This is a genomic window from Paraburkholderia sp. USG1, assembly GCF_031570135.1.
Lineage (GTDB): Bacteria > Pseudomonadota > Gammaproteobacteria > Burkholderiales > Burkholderiaceae > Paraburkholderia > Paraburkholderia dioscoreae.
This window is the reverse complement of the sequence record NZ_JAMWXW010000012.1, coordinates 57,592-82,779: the sequence shown is the minus strand read 5'-3', so window position 1 is coordinate 82,779 and position 25,188 is coordinate 57,592. Positions and strand designations below refer to the sequence as shown.

Here is a 25,188-nt window from a genome sequence, read left to right as displayed (position 1 = left end):
CCTCGCATCACCTTACGGAGAGATTCATGAAGCACCGCATGTCCGCACGCTCATGCCGCACGCCGGCCTTCATGCACCTCATCCGTGATTCGACGCAAGCCGCCCGCTTGTGGGCGTCGCGCCATGCACCGTTGCAAAGCGTGCCGTCGCGCGGACTCCTGCTCGCCGCGCTCATGAGCGGCGCGGCCGCACTGGCCGCACTGGCCACTCCCGCCGCGTTCGCGCAAAACGACGACACGCCGCCCGCGCTCGATACCGTCAACGCCGTCAAGGCGCCGGCCACGCCGTCCTCGCAGGTCGGCAAGCTCACGCTGGATCAACAGGTCAAATGGCTGCGCGCCGCGCAACAGAGCGGCGCCCTGGAAAAGCTCGGCGACGCCCAACTGGTCGCGCTATTCCAGTCGCTCGACCCGCTCGCGTTGCCGCGCTATATCAAGGAAGGGCCGAACGGTTATCCGTCGTACGAGTTCACCATGTCGCGTTCGGAACGCATTCACGGCAGTTGGCCCGACAAGCCCGATCACATGCTGGTGCGCCTCACGCACGACCCGCTGCGAATCTACGCTACGTGGCTGCCCGACGGCGGCCACGCGGGTCAGGAAGTCATCTACGACGAGTCCAAACGGACCGACGAATTGTATGGACACCTGGGCGGCATCCTGAACGTGATGCCGTTGTGGACCTCGCTGAATGGCGCCCTCGCCCACTCGCAATCGAACCATGACGTGCGCGATCTCGGCACCGAATACATTGCGAACCAGTACCTCGACGAAGGCAAAAAATACGCTGCCGCCGGTCTGCCGCGCTCGTCCACGGTGGAAGTCAAAACGATCGACGGCGTACGTGTGGTGGCTTTCACCTTCGAAACGCCGATGGGCCAGCCGCAGTTCTACGCGAAGAAGGAAACGCTCGGCCTCGATCTGCGGCATCCGTATTTCCGCAGCGTCGAGTCTTACGACAACGACGGTAATATCTTCGAGAGAATCGTGTTCGAAACCATCACGCCGAAAACATTCGACGACTCGACGTTCGATCCGAAGAACAAGGCGTACAGGTTCTAGCGCGGCACGCGCGGCGCGAACACGAACGCAACATGGGCCGGTTGCGCGTTAGCGCTCGCGCCTTGTTCGCGAGTGTGTTCGATCAGGTGTCCCGCACGAGTCGCGAGTTCGCTCAGGACGAAATAATCGGAGACGCGAGTGATGCCGATCAGCGAGACCGACGCATGCGTGGACGTCGCGCGAAGAAGCGGTGCGAGTGTCGTGTGCCACAGCATGCCGATATCGTCGCCGGTTTCGAAAACCGGCCACTGCCTGTGCGCGGCATAGCCGGCGAGCGCGGCGCCCTGGGCCAGCGTGGAATCGGCAAGCGCCACCGTATTGCCATGAGCCGCGCCGTGCGCGAGCCACAGCCACGCGCCGCCTGCCACGGTCGGCAGGCAGGCGCCGGTCATCATGAAAGTGCGGCGGTCCATTGATCGCTCCTGTCGTCATTGAGCGCGTGCAGCGCACGCCTCAGGTGTAGCCTCGCCGGTCGCGCCATGCCGCCGGCCAGATGCCTTGCTTGCCCGGCGCGAGAATGCCGTTCGGGTCGAGCGCGTCCTTGATCGTCTCCGAGAGCCGCAGCAGAGCGCCGTCGTTGAAGCTGTATTGGGCCGCGGCAAAATCCATATACGCGAGATGCGTGCGATATTCGCCGTAGCCCGCCGCGCGCGCATCGCTGATCAGCGAACGCACCAGCGCGCCGGCCTGCTCGACCTGGTTCGCGTCGTCGCGGTCGAAGATCGCCGCGAAAATGTGATGCAGATGCCGCGCGCCCGCCGTAAAACCGCCGTAGTAATCGAAGCCGTATTCCGCGGCGCGCGCTTTGACCATCGTGTATTGACGCAGCGCGTCGCGCCCCCTCGCCGGGCACACCGGCGCGAAGTCGACGTGCGCGCCCGCGCCGCCACGCCAGTCGAGCATGCGAAACGCGGTCATCGCCGGAATGCCGGCGAGATTGCGATCGCCGCCCCCGGTGGGCTGCGCATCGCCCGCGTAACGCGTGGCGGAGAGCCGCGCCTGCGGCACGCGGGCGAACGCGCGCTGCACGATCGCATAGCGCGCGTCGATCAATTCAGGCGTACCGTATAGCGCAAAATGCAGATTCCAGCGGCCCACATCCAGCTTGTCGAGCATCGCGGCCACCGCGCTCTCGGGCATCGCGCCAGGGCCGTCATACCATTGCGCACGCGCCGACAGACCGGCCGCGCGGCGCAGGCCGCCTTCGATCACCGCGTGATTGCGGATCGTTTCATCGAGTCGCAACGGACGCAAAATCTCCACGATCGTTTCGAGATCCGCTTCATGCCGGAACTGGATTTCGCCGAGCAGATACGCGGGCGGCGCGGGCATCAGCCAAACGCCCAGCTTGGTGACGATGCCGTAGTTCGACTGCATGAACATCGCATCGAACGAGGGTCCGTAGCCCGGCTGATACAGCTGCCACGCGGTGCCGATTTCGATTCCGCCCATGCCCGTGCGCAACACGTCGCCGTTGGCCAGCACCACTTCCATGCCGCACTGCGCCGCCGCGTGATCGCCGTAGTCCGTATAGCCGAAGCCGCGCTCGAGCGTATTGCCGACCACGCTGCCCCAGCCGGCCGCGGGTGGATCGACCCACAGCCTGTAGCCCTTCTCGCGCAGATACGCGTACAGATCGAAGTAGCTGACGCCCGGTTCGACCAGCGCGTAGCCCATTGTCTCGTTCACTTCGAGGATGCGGTTCATCCTGTGCAGATCGAGCACGACCGAACCGGCCAGGCGCGGCGCCGCACCACCGTAGGCGAAGTTGCGTCCGGTCGAAACGGTCCACAACGGAATGCGAAATTGATTGGCAATCCGCAATATCGCGCGGATCTCGTCGACGGATCCGGGCATGAGCGCGGCACTGGCCGAAAACGCTTCGCGCTCGCCGGGCGCGAACGGATCGCGATACGCCGCGAGCCCATCCGCCGAGCTCACCACCTGCGGCTCGCCGACAATCGAGCGCCAGGCGGCGAGTGCGCGATCGAACTGCGCGGCGGATACCTTCGGCGGCAAGCTGCGAATCAAAGCATCTCCTTGGCCGCCGCGCGTGCGAGCGGCAGCGGGTTAGCGGCGCATTCCACCGCCGCCGTGCGACATGCCGCCCCATGCGTGCATGGGCGGCGCGCCGTGCCAACCGCCGTGGCCGCCCACCACATACGGTCCGCGCACGCCACGCACATAGCGCACATGATCCATGGGATGAAAATGATGAAAGCGGTCGATGAACACGAACGACACGCCGACACCGAACACGACCGCCGGGCCCCAGTACCACGGATCGTAGTAGTAAGCCGCGCCATCCGCCAGCGCTTGAGCGGCGGCATCGTCATCGACGATCTGCCACGTGCCGTCCGGTTGCAGGCACGCACGGCCGGTGATCTGCTGCATGACGCCGTCGATTTCCGCCTGCCCCGCCACGAACCGGCACGTTGACCCATCGCCTGACAGCGCGTCGTCATCCGCGTGCGCCGCGAGCGGCGCCGCACACGCGGCGCCCAGACACAACCAGACTATGCCGCGATACAGCCGGCTGCCGAACTGATGAAATGTGAGCATGATTTTGCTGCCTCGACGCGCCGGCGTTGCGACCCGCAAGAAACGTGTCGGCACCGTGAAGACACCGTCGGTTTGCCTTGCTCGAAACCGCGCCGTGAACACGCACAAGTGCGCGGCGACAACACGATCCAGCAAGCAGTAAACGAAGCCCTTCGCGACGCTATTCCGCATGCGCTGCGGCAGCGCGAACGGTTTCTGTTACCGCGTGTTGCAGACCCGGCGCGGCAGAGGACCGGGCCCGCGACCGCCGCTATTGCCACGACTCCGGTTTGCCGCCGAGCGCGCTGCATACGTCGATGGCGATGGTGCGCAGCTTGCCTTCCGCGATCGGCCCGGACAGCGCGTAGCCCATGCCGTCGTTGATCCAGTAGAAGGTGCGCCGGTTGCCCTCGCGGAACAGGCGGAACGCGGTTTCGTCGCGCGACGTGCCGGTGACGTAGAGCGTGAGGCGCGCGCCGCTGCCGTTCTCGTACATGAATTGCGCCGCCGGTCCCGCTTCGCCGGGCAAGAGCCGCCCGCCCACCAGCGAGTAACCGTATTCCTGCAATGAAGGAACCGAGAGCGGCCGGTTCAGCCGTTTGGAGAGCCAGTTGATCAGATGCTCTTCTTCGCTCGCGGCCACTTCCACCGGATGACGCCGCTCCGGCGTGTACACCGCGTAGGCAATGTCCGCGCGCTCGGCGAAGCTCGGCGGCTGGCCGCCCAGACCGCCCCACGCGCCGCCGGTCAGGCGCGGCGCGAGCGGCCCCAACGCGAGCGCGAGCCCCGCGCCTGCCGCCAGCCAGCAGGCCGCGACACCCGCGCGCTGCCACCACGGCGTCTTGCGGCGCAACACGATGAAGGCCGGTTCGTCGGCGGCATCGTCCTCACGGCGTTCGTTGCGCGTGTCACGCTCGCTGCGCTGCGGCGCCCCGCACAGCGCCCGCAATGCAGCCTTCTGCGCGCGCCATGCGGCCACGCGCGCGGCGGCCTGCGGATGCTGTTTCAACTGCCCCTCGATCGCGGCGCGCTCCACGCCTGGCAATTCGCCGTCGACAAACGCCGACAGCGCTCGCAGATCGAGCCCTTCGGGCAAGCTGGAATCGTAGTCGTCGCTATTCATCACGGATTTCTCACTACTTTTAACGGCGTAGTTTTACGCGCCGGCCCCTGAGCCGGTCCCTCCGTCAGCAACGCGCGCATGTGTTCGCGCGCGCGCGACAGCCGCGACATGACCGTGCCGATCGGCACGCCGAGTGCGCTCGACGCTTCCTGATAAGACAGTTCCTCCACGCAGACCAGCAACAGCACTTCGCGCTGTTCGACCGGCAGACAATACAGCGCGCGCTGCAGATCGCGCAGCACGAGACCGTCGACTTCACCCTGAGGCGCTTCGAGGTTGCGCCACGGCGCGCTCTCGTCGTCGACGGCAATCTCGCGGCGGCCGCGCAACTGGTCGATGTAGAGATGCCGCAGGATCGTCAGCAGCCACGCGCGCAGATTGCTGTCCGGCCGGAACGCCGCCCAGCGCGCGAACGCTCGCTCCGCCGTATCCTGCACGAGGTCGTCGGCCCAGGCGCGGTCGCCCGTCAGTGCGCGCGCGTAGCGGCGCAACTGCGGGAGCCACGAAATCACTTCGGCTTCGAAATTCACCCGGCGTGTGGCGCTCAGTAGCCGCCGCCACTGCTGTTGCCGCCGCTCGTGCCGGAGGCGCTGCCATCGGTCGTGCAGGCACTCGTCGCAAGCGTACCGGCCGCGAGCGCGAGCACAACGAAAACGGCGGAAAGAATGCGGGATACTTTCATGGTGAATCTCCTGATGAGCGCCCGGACGCCTTGTGCGGGCCGAGAAGCCGGTCGGCCACGCGCACGATGCAGCGCCGCCATGCCTGATATAACGCGGGCAGGCGCTGGTTTATTCCGCCGAAGACACGGCCGGGCGCTATCTTTTTCCGCCATCCGCGCCGCGAAGGCCCGTGAGTGGCGGAAGAATGCGGCATTCGTCCGCAGATTCGTAACGCAACGTTACAGTCAATAGTTATCAGATGCTTATGCGCCCACAAGCCGTTATAGTGGACGCAGTTCGCCCGCCGACGCGTTCCGCCCCCACACAGGGTAGAATCGCGGCGAACAACCGTTTTTCTAACCTGAATTGTCCATGGCTTCCGCAGAATCGCATCCGCAAAACGACTTCATGAACGCTGCGCGCAAAGAACGAAAGCGCGTTGAGATCTATCTTGTCAACGGCATCCGCCTGACGGGGTGCATCGAGTCGTTCGATCAGTATCTGGTGATGCTGCGCACGCCTGTCGGCCTGCAAGGCATCTACAAGCGCGCCATCTCGACGATCCAGCTCGACACCGGCACGCGTCCGGCTCCGCGCGCGGGGCGTCCTTCGCATGGCGAGCACACCACGCGTGGGCCGCACGGTTCGCGTGAACCCCGCGATCATCGTGAGCCGCGTGAACCGCGTGAGTCGTATGGCGCGCCGTCTTCGGACCGGCCTGCGTCAGATCGTAGCAGCGGCACGTCGGACGGCCCGGTGGTCGTGACGCGCCGCCGGCGTCTGTTCGGCACGGGCGGCGACGGTGGCAATCATGGCAGTGGCAACCACGGTGGCGGCAATCACGGTGGTAATGGTGGTAACGGCGGCAGCGGCAGCACCGAGTAAGCCACTGCGGCAGCGCTCGGCTACTCCGCTGAATGGCCGAGCCGCTGCAGGATTTTTTCCAGGCGCATCACCTGCAGTTCCGTCAATTCGAATCTACATTTAACCGCCAGCACGCGGCGGCGCCAATATACGGCGTCGAGCATGCGCTGCGCCGGCTGCTTCGTTGCCCAATCCAGATGATCCAGTTCTGTTTCTACGACGTGTGACGCGTTGAGACGCTGCGCGCACGCGGTTTTTTTCCGGTTCATGTTGTTCGCTGCCTTTGTTCACAGGTTCTGGTTGCGCCCCTCCCGAGCTTGACACTGCCGGCCTGCGGCATGCGTTGCTGTCCGCCGGCCTACGCGGTCGGCGAATGATTTGTTTTTCCGCGCCGCTTTCCATCGACACACGGAAAACGAGTCGATGCGCATCGGTTTTAAGTTTTGGCTGATGAAGTTGCTTCGGCTCCAGCCCCGTTCGGCTCGCCGTTCTGACGCCCACGCGGATGGCGCGCAGTCTTAAACCGTTCGGCCGATGTTCGCCGATGCCTGCTTTGCGCTATGCTGGATTGCCGACTCTCTTCTTACGGAGCACGTCATGACCAGCAAGAAGCACCCCGAGACTCATCCCGCCGAAACCCAAACGCCCGCGGAATCGGAAGACAGCCGGCTCGATGAGGCGCTAGAGGAAAGTTTTCCTGCCAGCGACCCGATCGCTGTGGATACGGGTGATCCGCATCATGCAGAGGAAAAGGGAGCGCCTTCGGAGGGAAAGAAGCGGCATTAGAACTTGCCGCAGTGCTCTCGCGCGGACATGGCGAAGCGATGCCGCGAAGATTAGCCCTACCACCGTACATGCGGTGAGTCAGGCGCGAACGCTCGTGCGCGCGCAAACAGCTGAGGGAATAGCGAGGCCGTGTGCCATGCGTGACACGCGTGACACGCGTGACACGCGTTTTCTGAGCAGGCGCAGCCGGCGCAGGTGACGGGCGGCGGCCGGTACTGTTGATCCGCGCCGCCCTGGCCCACCCGATATTTTTCAGACCGTCACCCTCAGTGCGAGGGCAAGCCGCTTTCCAGTTGGCGCTGCAGTTCACGCACCTGACGCTGCGCGGCACGCAACTGATCTTGCGCGGAAGCCTTCTGCTGAGCGAGCGCCGTAGCTTCGGCGCGGGTCTGCTGCTGCTGGCTCGCCACAATGGTCTGCTGCTGGCGCGCCACATCCAGATCGGCTTGCAGACGGTTCGCGCGGTCTTGCGACAACGCGATCATCCGCTCCGTAAACGCTTTCTGCGCCTCGAGTTGCGTGCGGCGAATCTCGACGTCCGACAGTTGCATCGTCTGACGCACGAAATCCTTGTAGATCATGTCGGCACGCGCGGCGTCCTGGGTCTTGATGACACGCCAGAAATTCTTCTGCTGGAACAGCGCCACGTAGTACGTCATTTCCTTGCCGTAAAACAGCAAGCTCGCGCCGTAGCTACCGTTATAGGTGGTGCGCAATTCGCTCAGATCCGAGCCGTGGATCATCTGCTGCAATTCCGCCACATTGCCCGCGGCGGACTGCTTCGCTTCGTCGGGCGTAAGCGCCGACGTCTGAGCCTGTCCCGCCTGCGAGGTTGCCGGCAACGCCGCCGTCGTGCCTGGCTGGGAAACAACGCCGCCCCCGGCGCCAGCCCCCGCGCTGCTGTCCGGCAGAGACTGCGCATTGACGCCTTGCGCTGCCCCGATCGCGATGACTGCGGCGAAGGCAATCTGTCGTAGTTTCGACTTTCGGTCCATGTAAATCCTGCTTGAACAGTTTTTGTTTTAGTACAACCGTCTCATTATTACTCACTTTCGCGTGTTTCGGGCTCTTCGTCGAAAATTTGGTATTTGCGCATCTTCTCCCACAGAACCTTGCGGCTGATGCCCAGGTAGAGCGCGGTATCCTGGCGACGCCAACCGTTTGCGTCGAGCGCGGCCAGCACGCGGTTGCGTTCGGCCATGTCCCACTTGCTGCGGTCCACCAGCACCTCGGCGACGCTTTCGGCCGGCACCGGCTGACTGGTGCGCGCCAGCGCGAGCAGACGTTGCAGGCGCGCCGCGTCCCACGCACCGATCTGGCGCACGGTCACGCCGATGCGTTCGGCCAGGTTGCGCAGCTCGCGCACGTTGCCGGGGAAGTAGGTGTCCGCGACGGCGTCGGCGAGCCAGTACGGCAGGTCGGGCAGCGCGGCAAGACGCTCGGTGCCGACGATCTGCGCAATGAACGCCTTGAAGATGGCAATCTTGTCGACGGCGCCCCGCTCTTCCAGCGACGGAATCTTCAACTCGATCACGGCGAGCCGGTAGTACAGGTCGGCGCGAAACGTGCCGTCCTTCACCAGTTGCGGCAGCAGTTTGTTGGTCGCCGCCACCAGCCGGAAGTCGAGCTTCACTGGTGTAGCCGAACCGATGCGCGTAACCGCGCTGTCTTCGAGCACGCGCAGCAGCTTGACCTGCTGATAGAGCGGCAGATCGCCGATTTCGTCGAGGAACAGCGTGCCGCCGTCGGCCTGCTCGAAGTAGCCTTTGTGCGCGACCACCGCGCCGGTGAACGAGCCTTTCGAATGACCGAAGAACAGCGATTCGAACAGGCCGTCCGGAATCGCGCCGCAGTTCACCGCGACGAACGGGCCTTGCCCGTAGCGGCTATGTTTTTCGTGCAGCAGTTGCGCAATGCGCTCCTTGCCGACGCCGGTTTCGCCATGCACCAGCACGCTCGTGTCGCAGTCGGCGAAGGTGTCGACTTCGTGCAGCAGCGCCTGCATGCACTCCGAGTTGGCGATCATCGCGTCGGACTCGTGCGTCTTGGCGCTGTGCGCGCGCATTTGCAGCACGAGCTTCATGACCATGCCGCGCAATTCGGCGCAGGTGAAGTCGAGCGGCAGGATATGCGAGTACTCGGACGGGTACGTGGCCGGATCGTGTTCGCGCGGCGCGGCGCCGACCCACACCACGGGGATGCCGTGGGCCGCCTGCCAGTCGCGCAGGATCAGCGCGCCGCTGTCGATCACCGACACGCTGATGATCGCCAGCGACGGCCGCAGCGCGGTGCGCTCGGGCGAGATCGCGATATCGTCCGCACGGATCACTTCGACGTCGAAGCTCGCCATGCAGCGCGCGACCCGGTCGACGATGTCGGCCTTGCCCTCCCAGACGTAGATATCGAGTTCCTCGATTTTGGTGGTGGTTCTCATCTTGGATAGGCTAGTTGACCAGTTGCGGGACGCCGCACGTCAGCGACATGTTGTGGACCGTGGCGGTGCCGACCTGCACGCCCAACAGGGACAGTGTGGGGAGGATCAGGGCGTTCAGCAGGTCGAACACCGGCTGCAGCAACCCCGATACAGCGATGCCAATTGCGCTAAGAATCGGCTGCAGAAGCGCACCCAGGTCGGCAGTACCCAGCAGTTTGATGGACACCGCACCGGGGGCTCCCAGGTTCGCCAGCAGTCCAGTCGTCAACGAGGACAGGTCGCTGCCGACGGCGTTGGAGTTTGTGCTTTGGGTGACGTCGAAGCTACCCGACGAACCGTCAAAGACCAGTGACGTTGGTCCGGGCGTAGCTTGCGCCTTGAGGCCGGCTAACTGCACGTCCGCGACGTGTCCCAGAAGCGCCAGGGAAATAGATGCCACCTTCATGCGAGCCGGCTTCGTGGTCTGGCTGCAGTTCGAGTCCGCTCCGAGACAAAGCAACGCAATACCCGGCGTCACCTGCATCGCGGCGCGGGTGGCTGCTTTGGAGCTTTCGCAATCGATCGTGCTCAACGTCGCAGTGGCCGGTGCGATCGCGAGGGTCAACACGATTGGCGTACTGAGCGCCGAGATCGTCGCAATGCCGAGGTTCAGCGGCTGCGGCAGCAATGGCGGCAGTGTCACGCCGAGATTGATCGACGCCGCCTGTGCGCCGGTGCGCGGTTGGCCACTGGCATCCGTGCCGCCCTCGCCCACTGCGAGCACCGGAGGATTGACGACCTGCAGCGAAAGGGCCGCCACACCGGGTAAGGCTGCGGCGACGTTGATCGCCGGAGGCTGCGTGGTCGAGCCGTCCGGGTTGACATGCGGGCTCTGCGCGATCTGCGCGGCCACCAGCAATGCATCGAGGGCGTTGATGCTCGCGCTTGCCGCGGACTCCGGATTGGCCAGTTCAAGCGCAAGCAGCCCCGGCGCGGACGAAACGCCGTTGCCCAACGCGATGTTCTGGCCGCCGGGCACGGCGAGCGCCAGCGTATTCAAAATGCCGGCGCTGACTGTGTCGCCGCCCGCAGTCAAGGCGGTGGCCATTGCGACCATCAGGTCGTGAACGCTCAACGAGGCGCCGAGCAATTGCTTCATCGACGCCGCGCCCAGCGCCACACGCAGATCGTCGAGTTTGATATGCGCGCTCGCGAGGCTCTGCGTGTCGCCCACGCTCAGCGACACGCTGGTGTTCAGCAAGCCGCCGAGAATCGCGTTCAACAGCGCCGACTGCTGCGTATTGATCGACGCGATGCCGGTGCCGAGCGAAAACGTGTCGATGTTGGACGCGAACGCGGTAGCCGTCGCCGAGACGTTACGGCTCGGCCCCACGAAGAAATACGGCACGACCTGGGTCGTCTTCACCTGCACCGCATTCAGCGGATTGCCGCTGGTCCCGAAGTACGTGCTCGAACTCGTGTCCCAACGGCCGCACGTGGTGCTGATGGTCGTGGTGCTGCCGGCCGTGAAACCGTTGGCCGCGGCGTTCTGCTGCGCGGCCGTGGTCGCGGTCGCGCAGCCGCCGGTGGAGCCGATCATCTGGACCGCCGCCATTGCCGCCAGATCGGCCGTGCGCTGCAACTGCCTGCGCGCGAAATACACGTTGCCGACGTCGAGCGCGCCGAGCGCCGCGATCGCCACGCTCAGCCAGATCGCCGCGAGCATCGCGATGGCGCCATGCTGACGGCGCGCAGGCGTACGCCCCGTCCACCGGGGACGGGCGTTGCGCGCGGCAAGCGTCATGGCGGAAGGCAATTTGCGCATGTCAGTTCGATCCGCCGCCGCTTCCGCCAAGCTCGCTGTTGACGGCCATCGCGCCGCTGCCGCCGTTGCCGGCGTTCAATGCGGAACCGTACAGATCGGGAATCTTGCTCTTGAACGATTCCATGTAGCGACGATAGGCCAGCCCGGCTTCGGCGCCGAGCGTCGGCAGCGCCGGCGCGGCTTGCGCATTGCTGCTCTGCAGGTCGAGCCATGTGCGGGTCGCATGACCCACTTCACTGGCGCGTACCGCCGGCTGCGCGGCCTGAACCGGCTGCGCCGATTCGTCCGTCTGCGCCATCGTGGAGACGGACACGCCGAGCAGCACGCCGGCCGTCGTGGCCTTCGCCAGCCACCGGCCCGGCATCGACGCCCGCCAACCCCGCTTCATCATTCTGTTTTTCATTGTTGCTCCATGATTGCCTGATGCATCAGCCCGAAGTCGCAGCGCCCGCTCATTGCGAGAAACGCTGCAACAGGCGCGGCGCGGGCTCGATGCCCTGCGCGCTCGCGACCGTGCGCGTGCCCGTGCCCGTGCTCGCCGCGCCCGATTGCTGTTGCGCCGGCGCGCCGCGTGCTTGCGCGCGTCCTGCCGCAACCACCTTCGCCGCATCGCTGCGAATCGCGGCGCGCACTTCCGGTGCGAGCTTCTGCTGGTTCATCACGGCCAGCGCCTGCGCCTGGTCGCCGCTCGCGAACAGATAGAGCGCGAGATTGCTGACGATCTTCGGATTGCTCTGGTCGAGTTCGGCCGCTTTCATGAGCGGCACGCGCGCGCCGTCCACGTCACCGTCGCGCAGCCTTGCATAGCCGAGGTCCGACAGGGTTGCCGCGTCGGTCGGCGCGAGCTGGGCGGCCTGCTGCAACGCCTGCGCGGCACGCGCGAAGTCGCCGGCCGCGCCGGCGATCAGACCGAGGCCGCGATAGCCGCGCGTGGCGAGCGGCGTCTTCAATAGTTCTCCGTACGCGGCCGCGGCGGCGGCCGGCTGATCGGTCATGCGCAGCGCGTCGGCGCGTAGCAGGATCGAATCGGGGCTCGCGCCGTACTGCTTGTCGTACGCATCGATATGCGCGAGCGAAGCGAAGTACAGCCCCTGCGACTGCATCTGATCGATCAGCCCGAGGTACATGCCGGGCGTGTCCGGCGCGGGATCCTTGTTGGCCTGCTGGGCCAGCACGGCGCGCTCGGCCTGCGGGCCGACGCCGTAGCCCGTCAGGTCTCTGGACGCGCACGCGCCGAGCAGCGACAGCACGGTCAGCGCCGCGGCGCAGCGCGCGACATGTTTGACGGAATCGAACGAGAAACTGTGAGTCATGGCAAATCCTCAGTGCTTCGCCGCGCCCAGCGAATGCTGGACAGCCAGCACGCCGGGTCCGGCCGTGACGATCATCAGCGCGGGCAGCAGCGTGACGATCATCACGCCGGTCATTTTCACGGCGAGCCGGCCAATGCGTTCGCGCAGCATTGCGCGGCGCGTCTCGCGCAGACGGTCGCCGAACTGCTTGAGCGGTTCCTGCACGGCGCCGCCGTGCCGGTCCACCTGCACCAGCAAACGCATTACCGCGCGCAGATCTTCGTTGTCGTAACTCGTTGCGAGCCGGTTCAGCGACTGCTCACGCGTGCGGCCGGCAGCGAACTGACGCTGCGCGATTTCCAGCTCGCCGGCGAGCACCGGCAACATGCCACGAAAGTCGTTGACCACCACCTGCAAGCTCTGATCGAGAGACAAGCCCACGCCTTGCAGAAGCCTCAGCAGATCGACCAGCAACGGCAATTCGTCAACCACACCGTTGCGGCGCTTGCCGGCACGCCGCCGCAGCGCGAACTTCGGCAGCATGAAGCCCGCCATCGCTGCGATGATCACCAGCGCCACATATCGCGGGCCCTCCAGTTGACCGCGCGTCAGCGTGCCGGCCAGCACGGGCAGCACCAGCGCACCTACGAGCCGCGCCACCAGAAAGAGGCCGCGCGTGCGCGTATCCACGAAACCGCATTGTTCGAGCAGCCGGCGATCTTCTTCGGCGACGATCTGGCGGCCGAACGGCGTGTCGAGCCAGCGAATTCCGGTATGCGCAAAACGCTCGAGCAAGCCTTTGAGACCCGTGGGCTGCACACTGCGCGCCGCGGCCCTGGCGCCACTCTGCGAGCCTTCTCCGCTCCTCGCCGCCGCGGCGGCGAGCGCCGCGCTTTGCAGCGCGCGCTCGTCGAGCGCGTGGCGCAGCGTGCGTTCGCTGCGTCGCGCGGCGGCCATGCGCGCCAGCACGAGCCCGGCGATCAGCAGCAAACCGAGCGCGGCCAGAGCGAGTGCGAGCGCGGCGAGTTGTTGGGTCTGCATGTCAATTCCTCAGGTTCGCGAGGCGATAGAGCAGATATGCGCCACCCAGCTGCAGTGCAAACGCCAGATAGACGAGTTGCCGGCCGGTCGGATCGAACCACATCGAAGCGAAATACTTAGGATTGGAGAGGATCAGAAAGCCGCCGATGCCCACCGGCAGCATGGCCAGCACCCAGGACGACAGCCGCGTTTCCGCCGACATCGCCACCAGCTCGCGCTCGGCGTGTTCGAGGTCGCGCATGAACGAGGCCATCCGTTCGAGCATCACGTCGGCGCGGCCGCCGTATTTGACCGACAGACGCAGCACGGCGCCGACCAGTTCGAGTTCGCGCACGCCATAGATCAGCGCAACCTGGGAAAGCGCACGATCGATTTCGACGCCGGTGCGCAGCATCCGCGACACGTAGTCGAGGCATTCGCGCAACGGCGCCTCGGTCGTTTGCAACGCGGCCTGAAAAGCCGCGGGCACGCTGTTGCCGAGCGTGATCAGACGCACGATGCCGTCGAGAAACAACGGCAACTGCCGTACGATCTGCTGGCGGCGTTTGTTCACTCGCAGCGTCAGCAGAAAATAGAAGAACATCACGCAGGCGCACAACGCAACGCCGGCTGCGAGCGCGCCGCCGACCAGCGCGGCCCAGCCGCACAGCAGCAATACCAGCGTGCCCGCCAGCGCGGCCGGCCCTTTCGCATTGGCAATGCCCGCACGCGCCAACGCATGCCGCACCATGAAGCGCACGCGCGCCTGCAGATAACGCCAATAGGCGAGCCAGCCTGCATCGGCGGGCGGCGCCTGCGGCGCAATCACGGCCTGCGTCGCGGCAGCTCGCGTGGGCGTGGCGCGCGCACCGCTTGCCGGGCCGCTGCCCATGCCGCCAGCACCGCCGCCAGCGCCAGCCGGCATGGCGGAGGCGACTCCAAAGGAGCCGCCATTAGAAGACGCCACGCGGCTGTCGATATAGCGTTGCGCGCTCACCTGGCCTTTACGTTGCGCGCCGCGCTGCCAGAGCAGCAATGCGAGCGCCGCGCAGAGCAGCGCAAGCGCCGCGAAGACCAGGACCGCGCTAGACATTGAAGCCTCCGCCAAACCCGCCGCCACCGCCACCGCCGCCGAAGCCGCCACCACCCGAACCGCCGAAACCGCCGCCGAAGCCCGCATTGCCGAACGCATTGCCAGCGTCGCCGCCGCCCAGCGCCTGGCGGAAGCGCGCCAGCTTCGGCGAGTGCGGATGAATGCCGAGCGAAACCCAGTTGTCGAGTTCGTCGCCTTCGGCATTCAGGATCGGCTCGTAGCGATACAACTCCTGAGTGGCGATGATGTTGTCCGACAGCCCCGTCACTTCCGTGATCGACAGAATGCGCCGGCGCCCGTTGGAGAGCCGCCCGATCTGCACGATGAAGTCGATCGCATTGGCGATCTGGCGGCGCAGGCTCGACTCGGTGCCCTGGAAGCCCGCGAAGCCCGCCAGCATTTCGAGCCGGTACAGACATTCGCGCGGCGAGCTGGCGTGTACGGTGCCCATCGAACCGTCGTGGCCGGTGTTCATCGCCTGCAGCATTTCGAGCACCTCGCCGCCGCGCACTTCGCCGACGATGATGCGGTCCGGCCGCATCCGCAAGGTATTGCGCAGCAGGTCGCGAATCGTCACGACGCCCGCGCCGTCGAAGCCGCCCGGCCGGCTTTCCAGCCGCACCACGTGCGGATGGTTCAGCGACAGTTCCGCGGTGTCCTCGATGGTCACGACGCGCTCCGCCTCGGGAATGTGAAAAGCGAGCGCATTGAGTAGCGACGTCTTGCCCGAACTCGTGCCGCCTGACACCAGCACGTTGCAGCGCGCCGCCACCGCGGCTTCGAGCAACGCGCCGATTTCCGGGCTATAGGTGCCGTTGCCGAGCAGATCGTCGGGCCGCATCGGATCTTTGCGGAATTTGCGGATCGAGACGATCGGCCCGTCGATCGAGAGCGGCTCGATCACCACGTTCACGCGGCCGCCGTTCGGCAGACGCGCATCGACCATCGGATTCGATTCGTCCAGACGCCGGCCGATCGGCGCGAGAATGCGCCGCACGATCCGCAGCAGATGCGCGTTGTCGGCAAAGCGCACCTGAATGCGCGTCAGAATGCCGTGGCGCGACACGTACACGTCGTTGTAGCCGTTGATCAGAATATCTTCGACGGCCGGGTCGGCAAGCAGATCCTCGATCGGACCGAACCCCGCGAGCTCCTTGGTCAGCGCCTCGGCGATCAGGCGCACCTCGCTCTCGTTGATCGGTATCCGGCGCAACCTGACGAAGCTGTCCATTTCCAGATCGACGAACTGGTTGATCGCGTTACGCGACCAGCGGCCGAACTCGGAGCCGAGTTCCTCGATGCGCGTGAGCAGATGTTCGTGCGCCGCGTTCTTGATGTCCTGGAACTGCTGGCTATGCGCGAACGAAGGCGCGTCGTCGGCAAATTCGATGTCTTTTGCCATCGTCTATGACCGCTTGTGAGTGGTTGGAATGAGGCGCCTGAGCGCGCCGAGCGCCGCCTTGCCGCGTGCCTGCGCCACGGCGCGCTGCGCGCCGCCGAGCCGCTCGATCAACGGCTCGAGTGCGCGCACATACGGATCGCGTGCGGCGACATCGACCAGCAGATGCCCCTGGTTGGCCGCCTGGCCGAGCGCGATACGCCGCTCAGGCAACGTGCCGAGCAACGCAATATCCAGACGCTGCGCGATCTGCGCGGGAGCGAGGCCAAGATCGGCGTCGAACTTGTTGACGATCAGCCGCACGTTCGCGGTATCCACGCCCTCTTCGCGCAGCGCGTCGAGCACGCCGACTGCCGACACGATCGAGGCCACGCCCTGATCGCACAGCAGCCAGGTTTCATCCGCGGCCTGCACGACATGGGCGATGAACTCGCTATTCGCGAAGCCGCCGAGATCGACGATCTGCTGGTCGAAGAACGCGCGCAGACGGGTCAGCAAACCGATCGACGACGAATACGAGACCTCGCGCATATCGGCCAGATTCGGCGGCAGCGTGGTGAGCGCGAGGCCGCTCGCGTGATGCGACAGCGCCGTATGCACGAAGGTCTGGTCGAAGCGGCGCAGATTGCGCACCGCTTCGACGAAATTGAATTCGCTGCGCGTATTCAGAAGCAGCGAGGCGTCGGCGGCCGGCAGGCCGAGATCGAGCAAGGCGGCTTGCCGGCCCTGCGCGACGTCGCGCCGCTGCAGCATCACCGAGAGGTTCGCGGCCAGCGTGCTCACCCCCATGCCGACGCGCGCGCCCAGCAGCGCCGTGACGTGGCCGTGCCGGCTGACCGGCTCGACGAGATTGTCGAGCACCTGGCGCGTGATCCGCAGAGCGTCCTCGCGGGGCGCCGACAGATCGATGAAATCGCGCACGCCGGCACGCAACGCGGCCAGCGCGCTTTCGGGCTCGGCGAGCGAGCCCAGCGCGACGATCTGCATGCCGGGATAGGCGGCGCGCACCGCGCTCGCGGCAGCGCTCGCCGCAGCGGCACGGCCGCAGGAAAAATCGACGAACACCAGCGACGGATTGAGCGTCGCGATGCGCTGCGTCAGCATCGAAGGATCGAGCGTGGCCGTTTCGACTACACCGGCCGCCACCAGCGTATCGGCGAGCCAATGCACGTGTTCGCCGGTCAGCGACGCGAACACGAAATAGTCGGTGACCGCCCGTTCAGTCAATGAATGCGTTCTCGCGTTCATGTTGGACTTCCTTATGCGGCATAGGCGGCAAAGCCCCCGCGTCGTAGTGCCTGCCGGCGGGCACGCGCGGTTCGCACGCACGCCGGCTCACCCCTGTATTCACCCGGCGCGCCGCGACAGCGCCTGCCGGCTTCATTTCGAAAATCCCGGCGACGAATCGCGCGCCGCCACGCCGCCGATCAGCGAACGCCACACCGGCCCGTTGCGCTGCTCGGACTGCTCGCCCGGCGTCGACGGCAAGCTCGCGCCTTTGGCAAGCGGCGAGACCAGATGCGGCGTCACGATGATCACCAGCTCTTTCTCGTTCTGCTGATAGTTCAGCTGTTTGAAGAACGTGCCGATCACGGGGAGATCGCCGAGCAACGGCACCTTCGAGACGTTCGAAGCCGTCTCGCGGTCGATCAGGCCGCCGATCACGAAGCTCTCGCCATCGCCGAGTTCGACGGTGGTGTCCGCCCGCCGCGTGATGAACGCGGGCACCGACACGCCGCTGATCGTCACCGCGTTGGCGAAGTCCAGCTGGCTCGCCTCCGGCGCCACTTTCAGCGCAATACGCTGCGGGCTCAGGACGGTCGGCGTGAGCGTGAGCCCGATGCCGTACGGCTTGAATTCGATCGAAGTCGAACCGAGCGCCTGCGGCACCGGAATCGGCACCTCGCCGCCGGCGAGGAAACTCGCGCTCTGACCGGACAACGCCACCAGTGTCGGCTCGGCCAGCACGCGCGCGAGGTTGTTGCTCTCGAGCAGGCTCAGGTTCGCAAACAGCCCATGCGTGGCGGAGTTGAAAATCAGGTTGAACGCCGAGGAAATCGGCGTCACGCCCGTCATGCTCGGCGCCTGTCCCGCCGTCGCCGATACCGAACTCAACGCCGACGGCGCGAACGAACCGAACGTGAAGCCGTTGTTCTGCTTAAAGAAGTTGAAGCCGACTTCCTTGAGCACCGAACGGCTGAACTCGACCACTCTCACGTCTACCTGGACTACCGCGCGGCTCGCCACCGTCGAGGTGTCGAATACCGCCCCGTCCTTGCCGAGCGAGCCCTCGGCCGCAACCACGGCGCGCTGGTGAGCCTCCATCGTCGCGGACGTGCCGGACACCACGGCGGTGCCGCCGAGCACCTTGACCGCCGGCGTATCCGGTCCCAACAGCGACGCGGCGGCCGGCGTGGTCACGTCGACGGTGTATTGCAGCGGCGCGTCACGGTCACGCGCCCACAGCATCAGATTGGTAGTGCCCGCAGCCTTGCCGACCAGCAGCACGCCACCGCGCTTGTCGCCCTTGATGATCAGCACGTCGGCCACCGAAGGATCGCCGATCGCGACACGCTGCAGCGTGTGGCCGACCGCGAGTTGCTGCTGCGCGCCGACCGTCAGGGCGATGCGCTGCGCGGGCGCGGCGAGCGCAGGCTGGGCCGCTTGAGCCGCTTGAGCCGCCTGCGCGGCTTGCCCCCGCGGCGCCGGCCCGGCTGCATCAGTCGCCGCCGATACGGCCAGCAAAGCCACCCCGAGCCACGCCGCCTTGCGGAAAACAAAAATCCGTTCTGTCATGTAGTTATGGACGCGACCGGCCGCCCGCTCCCTGAAACTGCTTTACCAGGCGACCGTCTCGGCGCGCCCACCCCGTATCACTTCGATACCGCTCTTTGTACTGTTGATATTGCCCGCCACGCGCGTCGGCGGCATGCGCGGCAGCGGCGGCAGCCTCGCGGCAGTGCCGGCACTGCCCGCGTTGGCGCTGCCCGACAAGGTGTCGAGCGCGACGCCGGCCGCGGCGCGCGTGGAGTCCTGGAGCGGCTCCGCCGTGCCCGCATGAGCCGCTGTCTTCAGCACGCCCGGATAGGCCGGCAACACGCTTTGATCGACTACTTCGGTATCCTTCGGATTGCGCAGCGCGAAGATCAGACGGCCGGCGCTCTCGGCCAGCGTCAGACGATCGACATCGGCAACCGGCACCGCGAGCACCGCCGTGCGAACCATGCCGTTCGGGTCGCCCGCGCTGTCGCCGCTCGCGGTGGCGTTGCCGAACGCGAGCACGCGTACTTTCGACATCAGCAAGCGCGCCTGGGTCCGGTCGATTTCGCCGCCATTACCCATGCTGCCGCCATCGCGCTTGAGCGTGAAAAATACGTCGACGAAATTGCCCGGCCGCAGCCGGTTGCCGACCGCGTTGCCCTCGTCCACCCGCACGGCGAGCGCGCGCTCGCCAGCTTCGACGCGCTCCGCGAGCCCCGACGACAACTGGCTTTCCAGCACCGGCGAATCCGCGCCGATCTCCGCATTCGGCACGCGGCCGGCCAGTTGCGCCGGCTCCGTGAAGGCGCCGTTCGGATTGATCGGCAGCGACTGGATGCGCAAATCGTCGACGGTAATGGGTTTGCCCGGCGCCAGCGCGCGGGTCGCCACCACCACCGGAAAGCTCGCGTGCGTGGCGGGCGTGACGGCCACCGGCGCCGGGCGGCGCGACAGCGTCCACGCAAACAGGCCGAGCACGAGCGCCACTGCGATCAACACGCCGGCGAAAATCCTGGTCAGATTCGGCATGGCGAATGGCTGCCTCTGTTAAACGATGCAAGGCCGTGCACGCGCGCAATCACGCGTTCACGGACGACGAGGCCTGGAGCCGGCGCGCGCATCACTGGATGTTCTCCGGGTTGAGTTGTACGGTGGCGGTACTCGACAGCGACTTCGGCACCACGATTCCCAGCAGCGGCAAGATCGGCACGATCGGATTGGCCTGATAGTTATAAATGAGCAGCACGTTCACGCATTGCATGGTGCCGCCCGGTCCGCACGTCGTGGAGGAAGGCGTGCATTGCGCGGACTGCACCAGTTTCGCGGTCACCAGTTTCGCCGCCGCGCAGGCCGCATTGCCGCGATTGGTCAACGCGGTTTGCAGCGACGTGTTGCTCTGCCAGTTCAAGGCGGCGCGTGCGCCTTCTTCCGCGGCCATCGTCAAATTCTGCTGCGCCACGAGGATCAGGCTGAAGGTGATGATCGCGTACAGGATCATGAAAAAGAGCGGGAATACCAGGGCGAATTCGACGGCCGTGGCACCCCGCTGCGCGCCCGCACGGCGCGCGTGGATACGTTGGCGTTGCGGGCACGCGCGCTGTGTCGCGGCGGGTGTCATCGCAGCCCTCCGGCCATGCCATGCAACACGAGCCAGCCGCTCGCAGCCGCGGTCAGACACGCGGCATACGGCGTGGATGCCTTGCCAGCCAGTTCGAAGGTCGAGCCGGATTGGCGGACGAGACCCGCGAGCCACGTGCGGGTCGTGATCAGCAGCCACAGCGCGTGCACGCCGGCCGCGAGACTCGCGGCCATCCACAGGCCGGGCAAAGCGTGCATGCCGCACCATGCGCCCAAGACGGCGAAGATTTTGACGTCGGCGGCGCCCATCACACCGAGCGCAAAAAACGGCAACAACGCGGCCAGACCAATCAATGCGCCAATACCCGCGCGAGCCGGCGAAATCCCGAAAGGCCCGCATTGAAATAACGCGCAGCCGAATGCCGCCGCTAAACCCGCCACGACAATTGAATTGGATATACGCCGCCAACGACAATCGCTGATCGCGACTACCGCGGCCCAGGCGACAAATAACAAAATACCGACGAAAACATTCATTTCGCACTCGACAGGCGAAGCTACGCCATGCGAATTGCAATGCAATTCACATTAACCATTCAGCGATGCGTTAATACGCCGGCGAAACGGATGGACGCCGGAACGCCAACCGCTTCGCGCAACGTTTACGGTTTGCCTTTTACGATCAGGACGGCGCGACGATCAGGTTCGCGACTTTCGTCATCACAGTCGAGATGTTCGCGCCGACCGACGTCACCGCCCCGGCAATGACGAGTACGACGAGCCCCGCGATCAGCCCATATTCAATGGCTGTCACGCCTTTGTTTTCTTTCAGGAAGCGTTGTGTGAATTTTTTCATTTGAACCCTCGGACTTCATTATTTCATTCGTATACGTGCTGCATCGGTCAGTGGAGTACGTTAAGTGCACGAACCGTTGGTCTCTCATTCCCGGCCCTGTTTGTTGCACCGCAGTAGCTTCACATTGCAGCCGTCGTCAATAAAACGGATGCGCATGAGCTGTCTGTTCGATAACCCACCTCCCTCGTCGATCTCCGATGCTTCCGGGTTTTATAGCCGAACAATCATATTTAAGCAATTGTTCGCTGCCCTGACGCTCGTGGCGTATGCGTTTTAACCGCTCGCTCAGATTAACGGCAGTCCGTGCGTTGCAGCACATAGGTATAACCATGAGTTAGATTCGCTCCACTAATTATTTGTTTGAACAGAACGTTTCAAGCGCGCGGACCCGTTTCGCGCAACTGCGTTACGCCGTACATCGTAACGGCGTGCCGGGCTCGTTACGTTACGCCGCTCGTGTAACCGCCCCGCGCAGCGCGTTTCGCGAGCGCATTCTGATTCGGCGCGCGTTCCATCAACTTCCCCCAAAGCCTTATGGGACAAGGCGCGAGCCGAAGCGCCGAAAAAATCTTCCACCTTGCCCAGTCGAAATGGCACGGCTCGTGCAGAGACAGGCACGCAGCAATATCCAACAACACATGCGATGCGAGGGCGACATGAACATTCAAACAACTCACACCACGATACGGGCAACCCTGATTGCAGCCAGCGTAGCTGCGATGCTTTCTCTCGGTGCGTGCGGAGGCTCAGGCAGCCTGAGTTCCGGCACCGGCAGCAACGGCAGCGGCTCTGCGGGAGGCACACTTTCCACCTCGGGTGGCGGCAGCGGTTCGATGGGTTCGGGCGGCTCGGGCTCGGGCACCACCACCGGCAGCAACGGCTCGGGAACGTCCGGCACGGGAACGGGCAGCGGAACCGGCACGGGCTCCGGCACCACCGCGGTCGCCAACGCGCTCGGCACGGTGGCAGGCAACGGGGGCGGCGTGGTCAGCGACGTCGGCTCGACGGTCAGCGGCATCGGCGCCGTGATCGGCTCGCAGACCGTGCCCGGCGTCAGTTCGCAAACCACGCAGGCCGCCGGCGGCATCGTGCAGCAGGTCGGCGCGGCCGTGTCCACGCTCGGCGGCGGCGTCTCGCAAGGGCTCGGCCAGCTTGGCACGGGCGGCAATGCGGTTGGCACGACGGTCTCGAGTCTCGGCGGTGCGGTGGGTCATGTCGGCGGCGCAGTGACGGACGCGGGCAACCTCGTGACGAGCCTCGGCAGCGGCCCGCTCGCTCCGCTCTCGGCGATCACCTCGCCGCTCGGCGGCGTCGTCAACACGCTCGGCGGCGCGGTCACCAACGGCGGCAGCACGCTCACCACCGCCCTCTCGACAGGTCCGGTCCAGCAAGTCACGCAAACCCTCAGCACGGCCATCACGCCGATTACGTCGATGGTCGCGGCGACCACCCAGACGGTCGGCAACACCACGGGTCTCGGCGCACCGCTGAACGGCCTGCTCTCGACGCTCGGCGGCGGCCTCGGCAAGGCCGGCACCCTGTTGAGCGCGACCGGCGGCAACCCGGTCACGGCCGCGCTCGGCCATACGGTGACCGACACCGGCGCGACGGTCGCTTCGGTAGGCGGCCTGCTCACGGGCGGCAGCGGCGGTAATCCGCTGGCGCCGCTCACCGCGGCACTCGGCGGCCTGACCGGCAGCACTGCGGGTGGTCCGCTCGCTCCGCTCACCAGCGCGCTCGGTGGCCTGACCGGCGGCACCGCTGGCGGTCCGCTCGCTCCGCTCACCGGCGCACTCGGCAGCGTGACCGGCGCCGTCGGCGGCGCATCGGGCAGCGGCAACCCGCTCGCGCCCGTCACCGGCCTGCTATCGAGCGTGACGGGCGGTCTCTCCGGCGCGGCCGGCGGCAGCAGCGGCCCGCTCGCCCCGGTTATCGGCTTGCTGTCGAGCGTGACAGGCGCGCTCGGCAGCGTCGCCACCACGCCGACCACGACGACAACCGCCGCCTCCACCACCTCGGGCGCCGGTCTGTCGCTGTCGACCAGCACGGGCAAAGGCACGACGGGCAACCCGCTCGCGCCGGTGACTTCGCTCGTCGGCGGTCTGCTCGGCGGGTTGGGCAAGAAGTAAGCAGGACGCTCGGGAACGGCAATAAAACGTAGTGGGATCCCAGACCGAAGCCCAAGCCGGGGCGCGGCCCGCCAGCCGCGCCCCGGCACTGCGCCGATGCCTGGCCGAACTGGGCCGCGCCGCTCAGACACCTGTTGCACCGGCGCACTGGAAGCACCGCACACGACATCCAGAAGACACGGAGGAGCACACATGTCCACCCAACGGTTTTTTTCTCTCCACGCGACGTGCGCGACTGTGTCGTCGTTGCGCACGCCATTGATCGCCGTGGCGGTCGCCGCCCTGCTCGCGGCGTGCGGCGGCAGCACCGTCAGCGCGCCGCCGACCACGTCGAGCACCGGTAGCGGCAGCGGCTCCGGTTCGACCAGCACCGGCGGCGGCACCACCAAGACCGGCACCACCGGCCTCGCCACCGCGGCCGCGCAGACCACGAACGACCTCGGCACGGCGATCGCCTCGCAGACCATTCCGGGTCTGAGTCCGCAAGTCACGCAAGGTCTCGGCAACGCCGTATCGAGCACGAGCGGCACGCTGAACGCGCTCGCCAATGCCGTGAGCAGCGGCGTCGGCCAGACCGGCACGACGGCCAATCCGGTCGGCACCACGGTCGCCGGACTCGGCTCGGTAGTCAGTTCGACGAGCGGTGTCGTGCAAGGGTTGAGCACCGCGGTCGGCGGACTCGGCAGCGGCAATCTCGCGCCGCTGTCGCCGCTCACGACACCGTTGGCCAGCACGCTCTCCACCGCCGCGAGCGCGCTGAACGCCGGAGGCGCGACGCTCGGCAATTCGCTCGGCTCGGTGCCCGTGCAGCAGATCACCCAGCCGATCAGCACCGCCATCACGCCGATCGTGACGACGGCCGGACTCGTCACGCAAGCGGTCGGCACGCAGACCGGTCTTGGCGCACCGCTCGGCGGCGTGCTCGCGCAAGTGGGCGGCGCGTTGAGCTCCGCCGGCTCGCAAGTGGGCGGCGCCACGAAGAATCCGCTCGGCGCCGATCTCGGCACGCTGGTCGGCTCGCTGGGCAACACGGTGACGAACGCTGGCGGTCTCGTCAATCCGAACGGGCCGAATGGCGCGATGCCGATTCCCGGGCTGATCACGAGCCTCGTCGGCAGCACCAGCGTGAACGTCGCCAATGGGCCGCCCGCCAGCAGCAACCCGCTCGGCCCGCTGCAAAGTTCGCTGGCGAGTCTCGGGCTCGGCAGCAATCCGCTCGGCTCACTGTCGACACTGCTCGGCGGCACTCCGCTGGCCGGTCTGACCTCGGCGCTAAACGGCACGCCGCTGGGTTCGCTGACTTCCGGCCTGAACGGCTCACCCTTGAGCTCGCTGACTTCTGCGCTGGGCGGCTCGGGTAGCGCATCGAATCCGCTGTCGACGCTGACCGGCGCGCTTTCCGGCGTCACGAGCGGCGCCTCGGGCGGCGGTGGTCAGGCGCTCGCGCCGGTGACGGCGCTGGTCGGCCAGTTGACCGGCACGCTCAGTTCCGCGGCCGGTTCGACGAGCGCGTCAGGCTCGCCGGCGAGCGGCTTGACGACCCTGCTCGGCGGCGTGTTGCCGGCCAGCCATAAGTAGTAAGCCTAAGTGTTTCATGGCTGTCGCGCACGTCAGCCATTCGATGAGACCGGCTTGAAAGCAGTCATCGGATGGCGCATGAAACATGCGAGTAGGCAATGCGCATAAACAGTCCGACTCATCACGTGCTCCGCGTTTTTTCACGCAAGGCTCAAGCCTCACGGAGCACGTGACGTAATACATGCAAGCATCGCAGTACGCGTCGAGC

General features: G+C 66.0%; 26 protein-coding genes. 5 read left to right on the top strand and 21 right to left on the bottom strand.

The window, feature by feature from the left end:
- The first annotated feature begins 26 nt into the window (after window positions 1–26).
- Complete coding sequence (locus tag NE850_RS17440; RefSeq protein ID WP_007182253.1) at window positions 27–1,061, top strand: DUF1571 domain-containing protein; 1,035 nt, start codon at window positions 27–29, stop codon at window positions 1,059–1,061.
- Here the strand turns inward: NE850_RS17440 and NE850_RS17435 are convergent.
- The 6 genes from NE850_RS17435 to NE850_RS17410 form a co-directional block, all read right to left on the bottom strand.
- On the bottom strand, window positions 1,058–1,474 hold the full coding sequence (locus tag NE850_RS17435; RefSeq protein ID WP_310698991.1) for a hypothetical protein: 417 nt from the start codon (window positions 1,472–1,474) through the stop codon (window positions 1,058–1,060). The two genes, NE850_RS17440 and NE850_RS17435, sit on opposite strands and share 4 nt — an antisense overlap.
- A gap of 40 nt (window positions 1,475–1,514) precedes the next feature.
- Complete coding sequence (locus NE850_RS17430; RefSeq protein WP_007182255.1) at window positions 1,515–3,092, bottom strand: FAD-binding oxidoreductase; 1,578 nt, start codon at window positions 3,090–3,092, stop codon at window positions 1,515–1,517.
- A gap of 39 nt (window positions 3,093–3,131) precedes the next feature.
- The gene (locus tag NE850_RS17425; RefSeq protein WP_007182256.1) at window positions 3,132–3,623 is read right to left on the bottom strand and encodes a hypothetical protein; all 492 of its coding nucleotides are present in this window, start codon (window positions 3,621–3,623) and stop codon (window positions 3,132–3,134) included.
- A gap of 250 nt (window positions 3,624–3,873) precedes the next feature.
- Window positions 3,874–4,725, bottom strand: a complete 852-nt coding sequence (locus tag NE850_RS17420) for an anti-sigma factor (protein ID WP_007182257.1) — start codon at window positions 4,723–4,725, stop codon at window positions 3,874–3,876.
- Entirely contained in the window at window positions 4,725–5,255 is a 531-nt protein-coding gene (locus NE850_RS17415) for a sigma-70 family RNA polymerase sigma factor (RefSeq protein WP_007182258.1), read from the bottom strand. Before NE850_RS17415 ends, NE850_RS17420 begins: the two co-directional genes overlap by 1 nt.
- Window positions 5,256–5,269: 14 nt before the next feature.
- Window positions 5,270–5,407 (bottom strand): hypothetical protein, encoded by a 138-nt coding sequence (locus NE850_RS17410; RefSeq protein ID WP_007182259.1) that lies wholly within the window; start codon window positions 5,405–5,407, stop codon window positions 5,270–5,272.
- A 352-nt stretch (window positions 5,408–5,759) separates the two neighbouring features.
- Between NE850_RS17410 and hfq the strand changes: the two genes are divergently transcribed.
- Window positions 5,760–6,272 (top strand): RNA chaperone Hfq, encoded by a 513-nt coding sequence (hfq, locus tag NE850_RS17405; protein WP_165185674.1) that lies wholly within the window; start codon window positions 5,760–5,762, stop codon window positions 6,270–6,272.
- A gap of 20 nt (window positions 6,273–6,292) precedes the next feature.
- Here hfq and NE850_RS17400 read toward each other — a convergent pair whose 3' ends face one another.
- The gene (locus NE850_RS17400) at window positions 6,293–6,520 is read right to left on the bottom strand and encodes a hypothetical protein (protein WP_007182261.1); all 228 of its coding nucleotides are present in this window, start codon (window positions 6,518–6,520) and stop codon (window positions 6,293–6,295) included.
- Window positions 6,521–6,848: 328 nt separating this feature from the next.
- Here NE850_RS17400 and NE850_RS17395 point away from each other — a divergent pair, with 328 nt between their 5' ends.
- A complete protein-coding gene (locus tag NE850_RS17395; protein WP_007182262.1) occupies window positions 6,849–7,037 on the top strand; it encodes a hypothetical protein in 189 nt (62 codons plus the stop codon).
- A 266-nt stretch (window positions 7,038–7,303) separates the two neighbouring features.
- Here NE850_RS17395 and NE850_RS17390 read toward each other — a convergent pair whose 3' ends face one another.
- The 14 genes from NE850_RS17390 to NE850_RS17325 all read right to left on the bottom strand — a co-directional run bounded on the left by NE850_RS17390 (window position 7,304) and on the right by NE850_RS17325 (window position 21,273).
- A complete protein-coding gene (locus NE850_RS17390) occupies window positions 7,304–8,032 on the bottom strand; it encodes a DUF2968 domain-containing protein (protein ID WP_007182263.1) in 729 nt (242 codons plus the stop codon).
- A 47-nt stretch (window positions 8,033–8,079) separates the two neighbouring features.
- On the bottom strand, window positions 8,080–9,471 hold the full coding sequence (locus NE850_RS17385; protein WP_007182264.1) for a sigma 54-interacting transcriptional regulator: 1,392 nt from the start codon (window positions 9,469–9,471) through the stop codon (window positions 8,080–8,082).
- 10 nt (window positions 9,472–9,481) lie between these two features.
- A complete protein-coding gene (locus NE850_RS17380) occupies window positions 9,482–11,275 on the bottom strand; it encodes a TadG family pilus assembly protein (RefSeq protein ID WP_310698989.1) in 1,794 nt (597 codons plus the stop codon).
- 1 nt (window position 11,276) lies between these two features.
- A complete protein-coding gene (locus NE850_RS17375) occupies window positions 11,277–11,678 on the bottom strand; it encodes a DUF3613 domain-containing protein (protein ID WP_007182266.1) in 402 nt (133 codons plus the stop codon).
- 49 nt (window positions 11,679–11,727) lie between these two features.
- On the bottom strand, window positions 11,728–12,588 hold the full coding sequence (locus tag NE850_RS17370) for a pilus assembly protein (RefSeq protein WP_310698987.1): 861 nt from the start codon (window positions 12,586–12,588) through the stop codon (window positions 11,728–11,730).
- A 9-nt stretch (window positions 12,589–12,597) separates the two neighbouring features.
- A complete protein-coding gene (locus tag NE850_RS17365; protein ID WP_310698986.1) occupies window positions 12,598–13,608 on the bottom strand; it encodes a type II secretion system F family protein in 1,011 nt (336 codons plus the stop codon).
- A gap of 1 nt (window position 13,609) precedes the next feature.
- Entirely contained in the window at window positions 13,610–14,680 is a 1,071-nt protein-coding gene (locus NE850_RS17360) for a type II secretion system F family protein (RefSeq protein ID WP_007182269.1), read from the bottom strand.
- Window positions 14,673–16,082: a CpaF family protein gene (locus NE850_RS17355; RefSeq protein WP_310698985.1), complete on the bottom strand. Its 1,410-nt coding sequence runs from the start codon at window positions 16,080–16,082 to the stop codon at window positions 14,673–14,675. The genes NE850_RS17360 and NE850_RS17355 overlap by 8 nt, the downstream gene beginning before the upstream one ends.
- Window positions 16,083–16,085: 3 nt before the next feature.
- The gene (locus NE850_RS17350; protein ID WP_007182271.1) at window positions 16,086–17,327 is read right to left on the bottom strand and encodes a hypothetical protein; all 1,242 of its coding nucleotides are present in this window, start codon (window positions 17,325–17,327) and stop codon (window positions 16,086–16,088) included.
- Window positions 17,328–17,459: 132 nt separating this feature from the next.
- Complete coding sequence (locus NE850_RS17345; protein WP_310698983.1) at window positions 17,460–18,875, bottom strand: type II and III secretion system protein family protein; 1,416 nt, start codon at window positions 18,873–18,875, stop codon at window positions 17,460–17,462.
- A 42-nt stretch (window positions 18,876–18,917) separates the two neighbouring features.
- The gene (cpaB, locus tag NE850_RS17340) at window positions 18,918–19,868 is read right to left on the bottom strand and encodes a Flp pilus assembly protein CpaB (protein ID WP_007182274.1); all 951 of its coding nucleotides are present in this window, start codon (window positions 19,866–19,868) and stop codon (window positions 18,918–18,920) included.
- A 91-nt stretch (window positions 19,869–19,959) separates the two neighbouring features.
- On the bottom strand, window positions 19,960–20,457 hold the full coding sequence (locus NE850_RS17335) for a TadE/TadG family type IV pilus assembly protein (protein ID WP_007182275.1): 498 nt from the start codon (window positions 20,455–20,457) through the stop codon (window positions 19,960–19,962).
- On the bottom strand, window positions 20,454–20,954 hold the full coding sequence (locus tag NE850_RS17330) for a prepilin peptidase (RefSeq protein WP_310698982.1): 501 nt from the start codon (window positions 20,952–20,954) through the stop codon (window positions 20,454–20,456). Before NE850_RS17330 ends, NE850_RS17335 begins: the two co-directional genes overlap by 4 nt.
- Before the next feature lie 145 nt (window positions 20,955–21,099).
- Entirely contained in the window at window positions 21,100–21,273 is a 174-nt protein-coding gene (locus NE850_RS17325; RefSeq protein WP_165185649.1) for a Flp family type IVb pilin, read from the bottom strand.
- A 656-nt stretch (window positions 21,274–21,929) separates the two neighbouring features.
- Here NE850_RS17325 and NE850_RS17320 point away from each other — a divergent pair.
- Together NE850_RS17320 and NE850_RS17315 are read left to right on the top strand one after the other, a co-directional pair.
- Window positions 21,930–23,402 (top strand): collagen-like triple helix repeat-containing protein, encoded by a 1,473-nt coding sequence (locus tag NE850_RS17320; protein WP_310698981.1) that lies wholly within the window; start codon window positions 21,930–21,932, stop codon window positions 23,400–23,402.
- Window positions 23,403–23,594: 192 nt separating this feature from the next.
- Window positions 23,595–24,980 carry a collagen-like triple helix repeat-containing protein gene (locus NE850_RS17315; RefSeq protein ID WP_007182279.1) on the top strand — a complete coding sequence of 462 codons (1,386 nt, stop codon included), beginning with the start codon at window positions 23,595–23,597 and terminating at the stop codon, window positions 24,978–24,980.
- The last annotated feature ends 208 nt before the right edge of the window (window positions 24,981–25,188 follow it).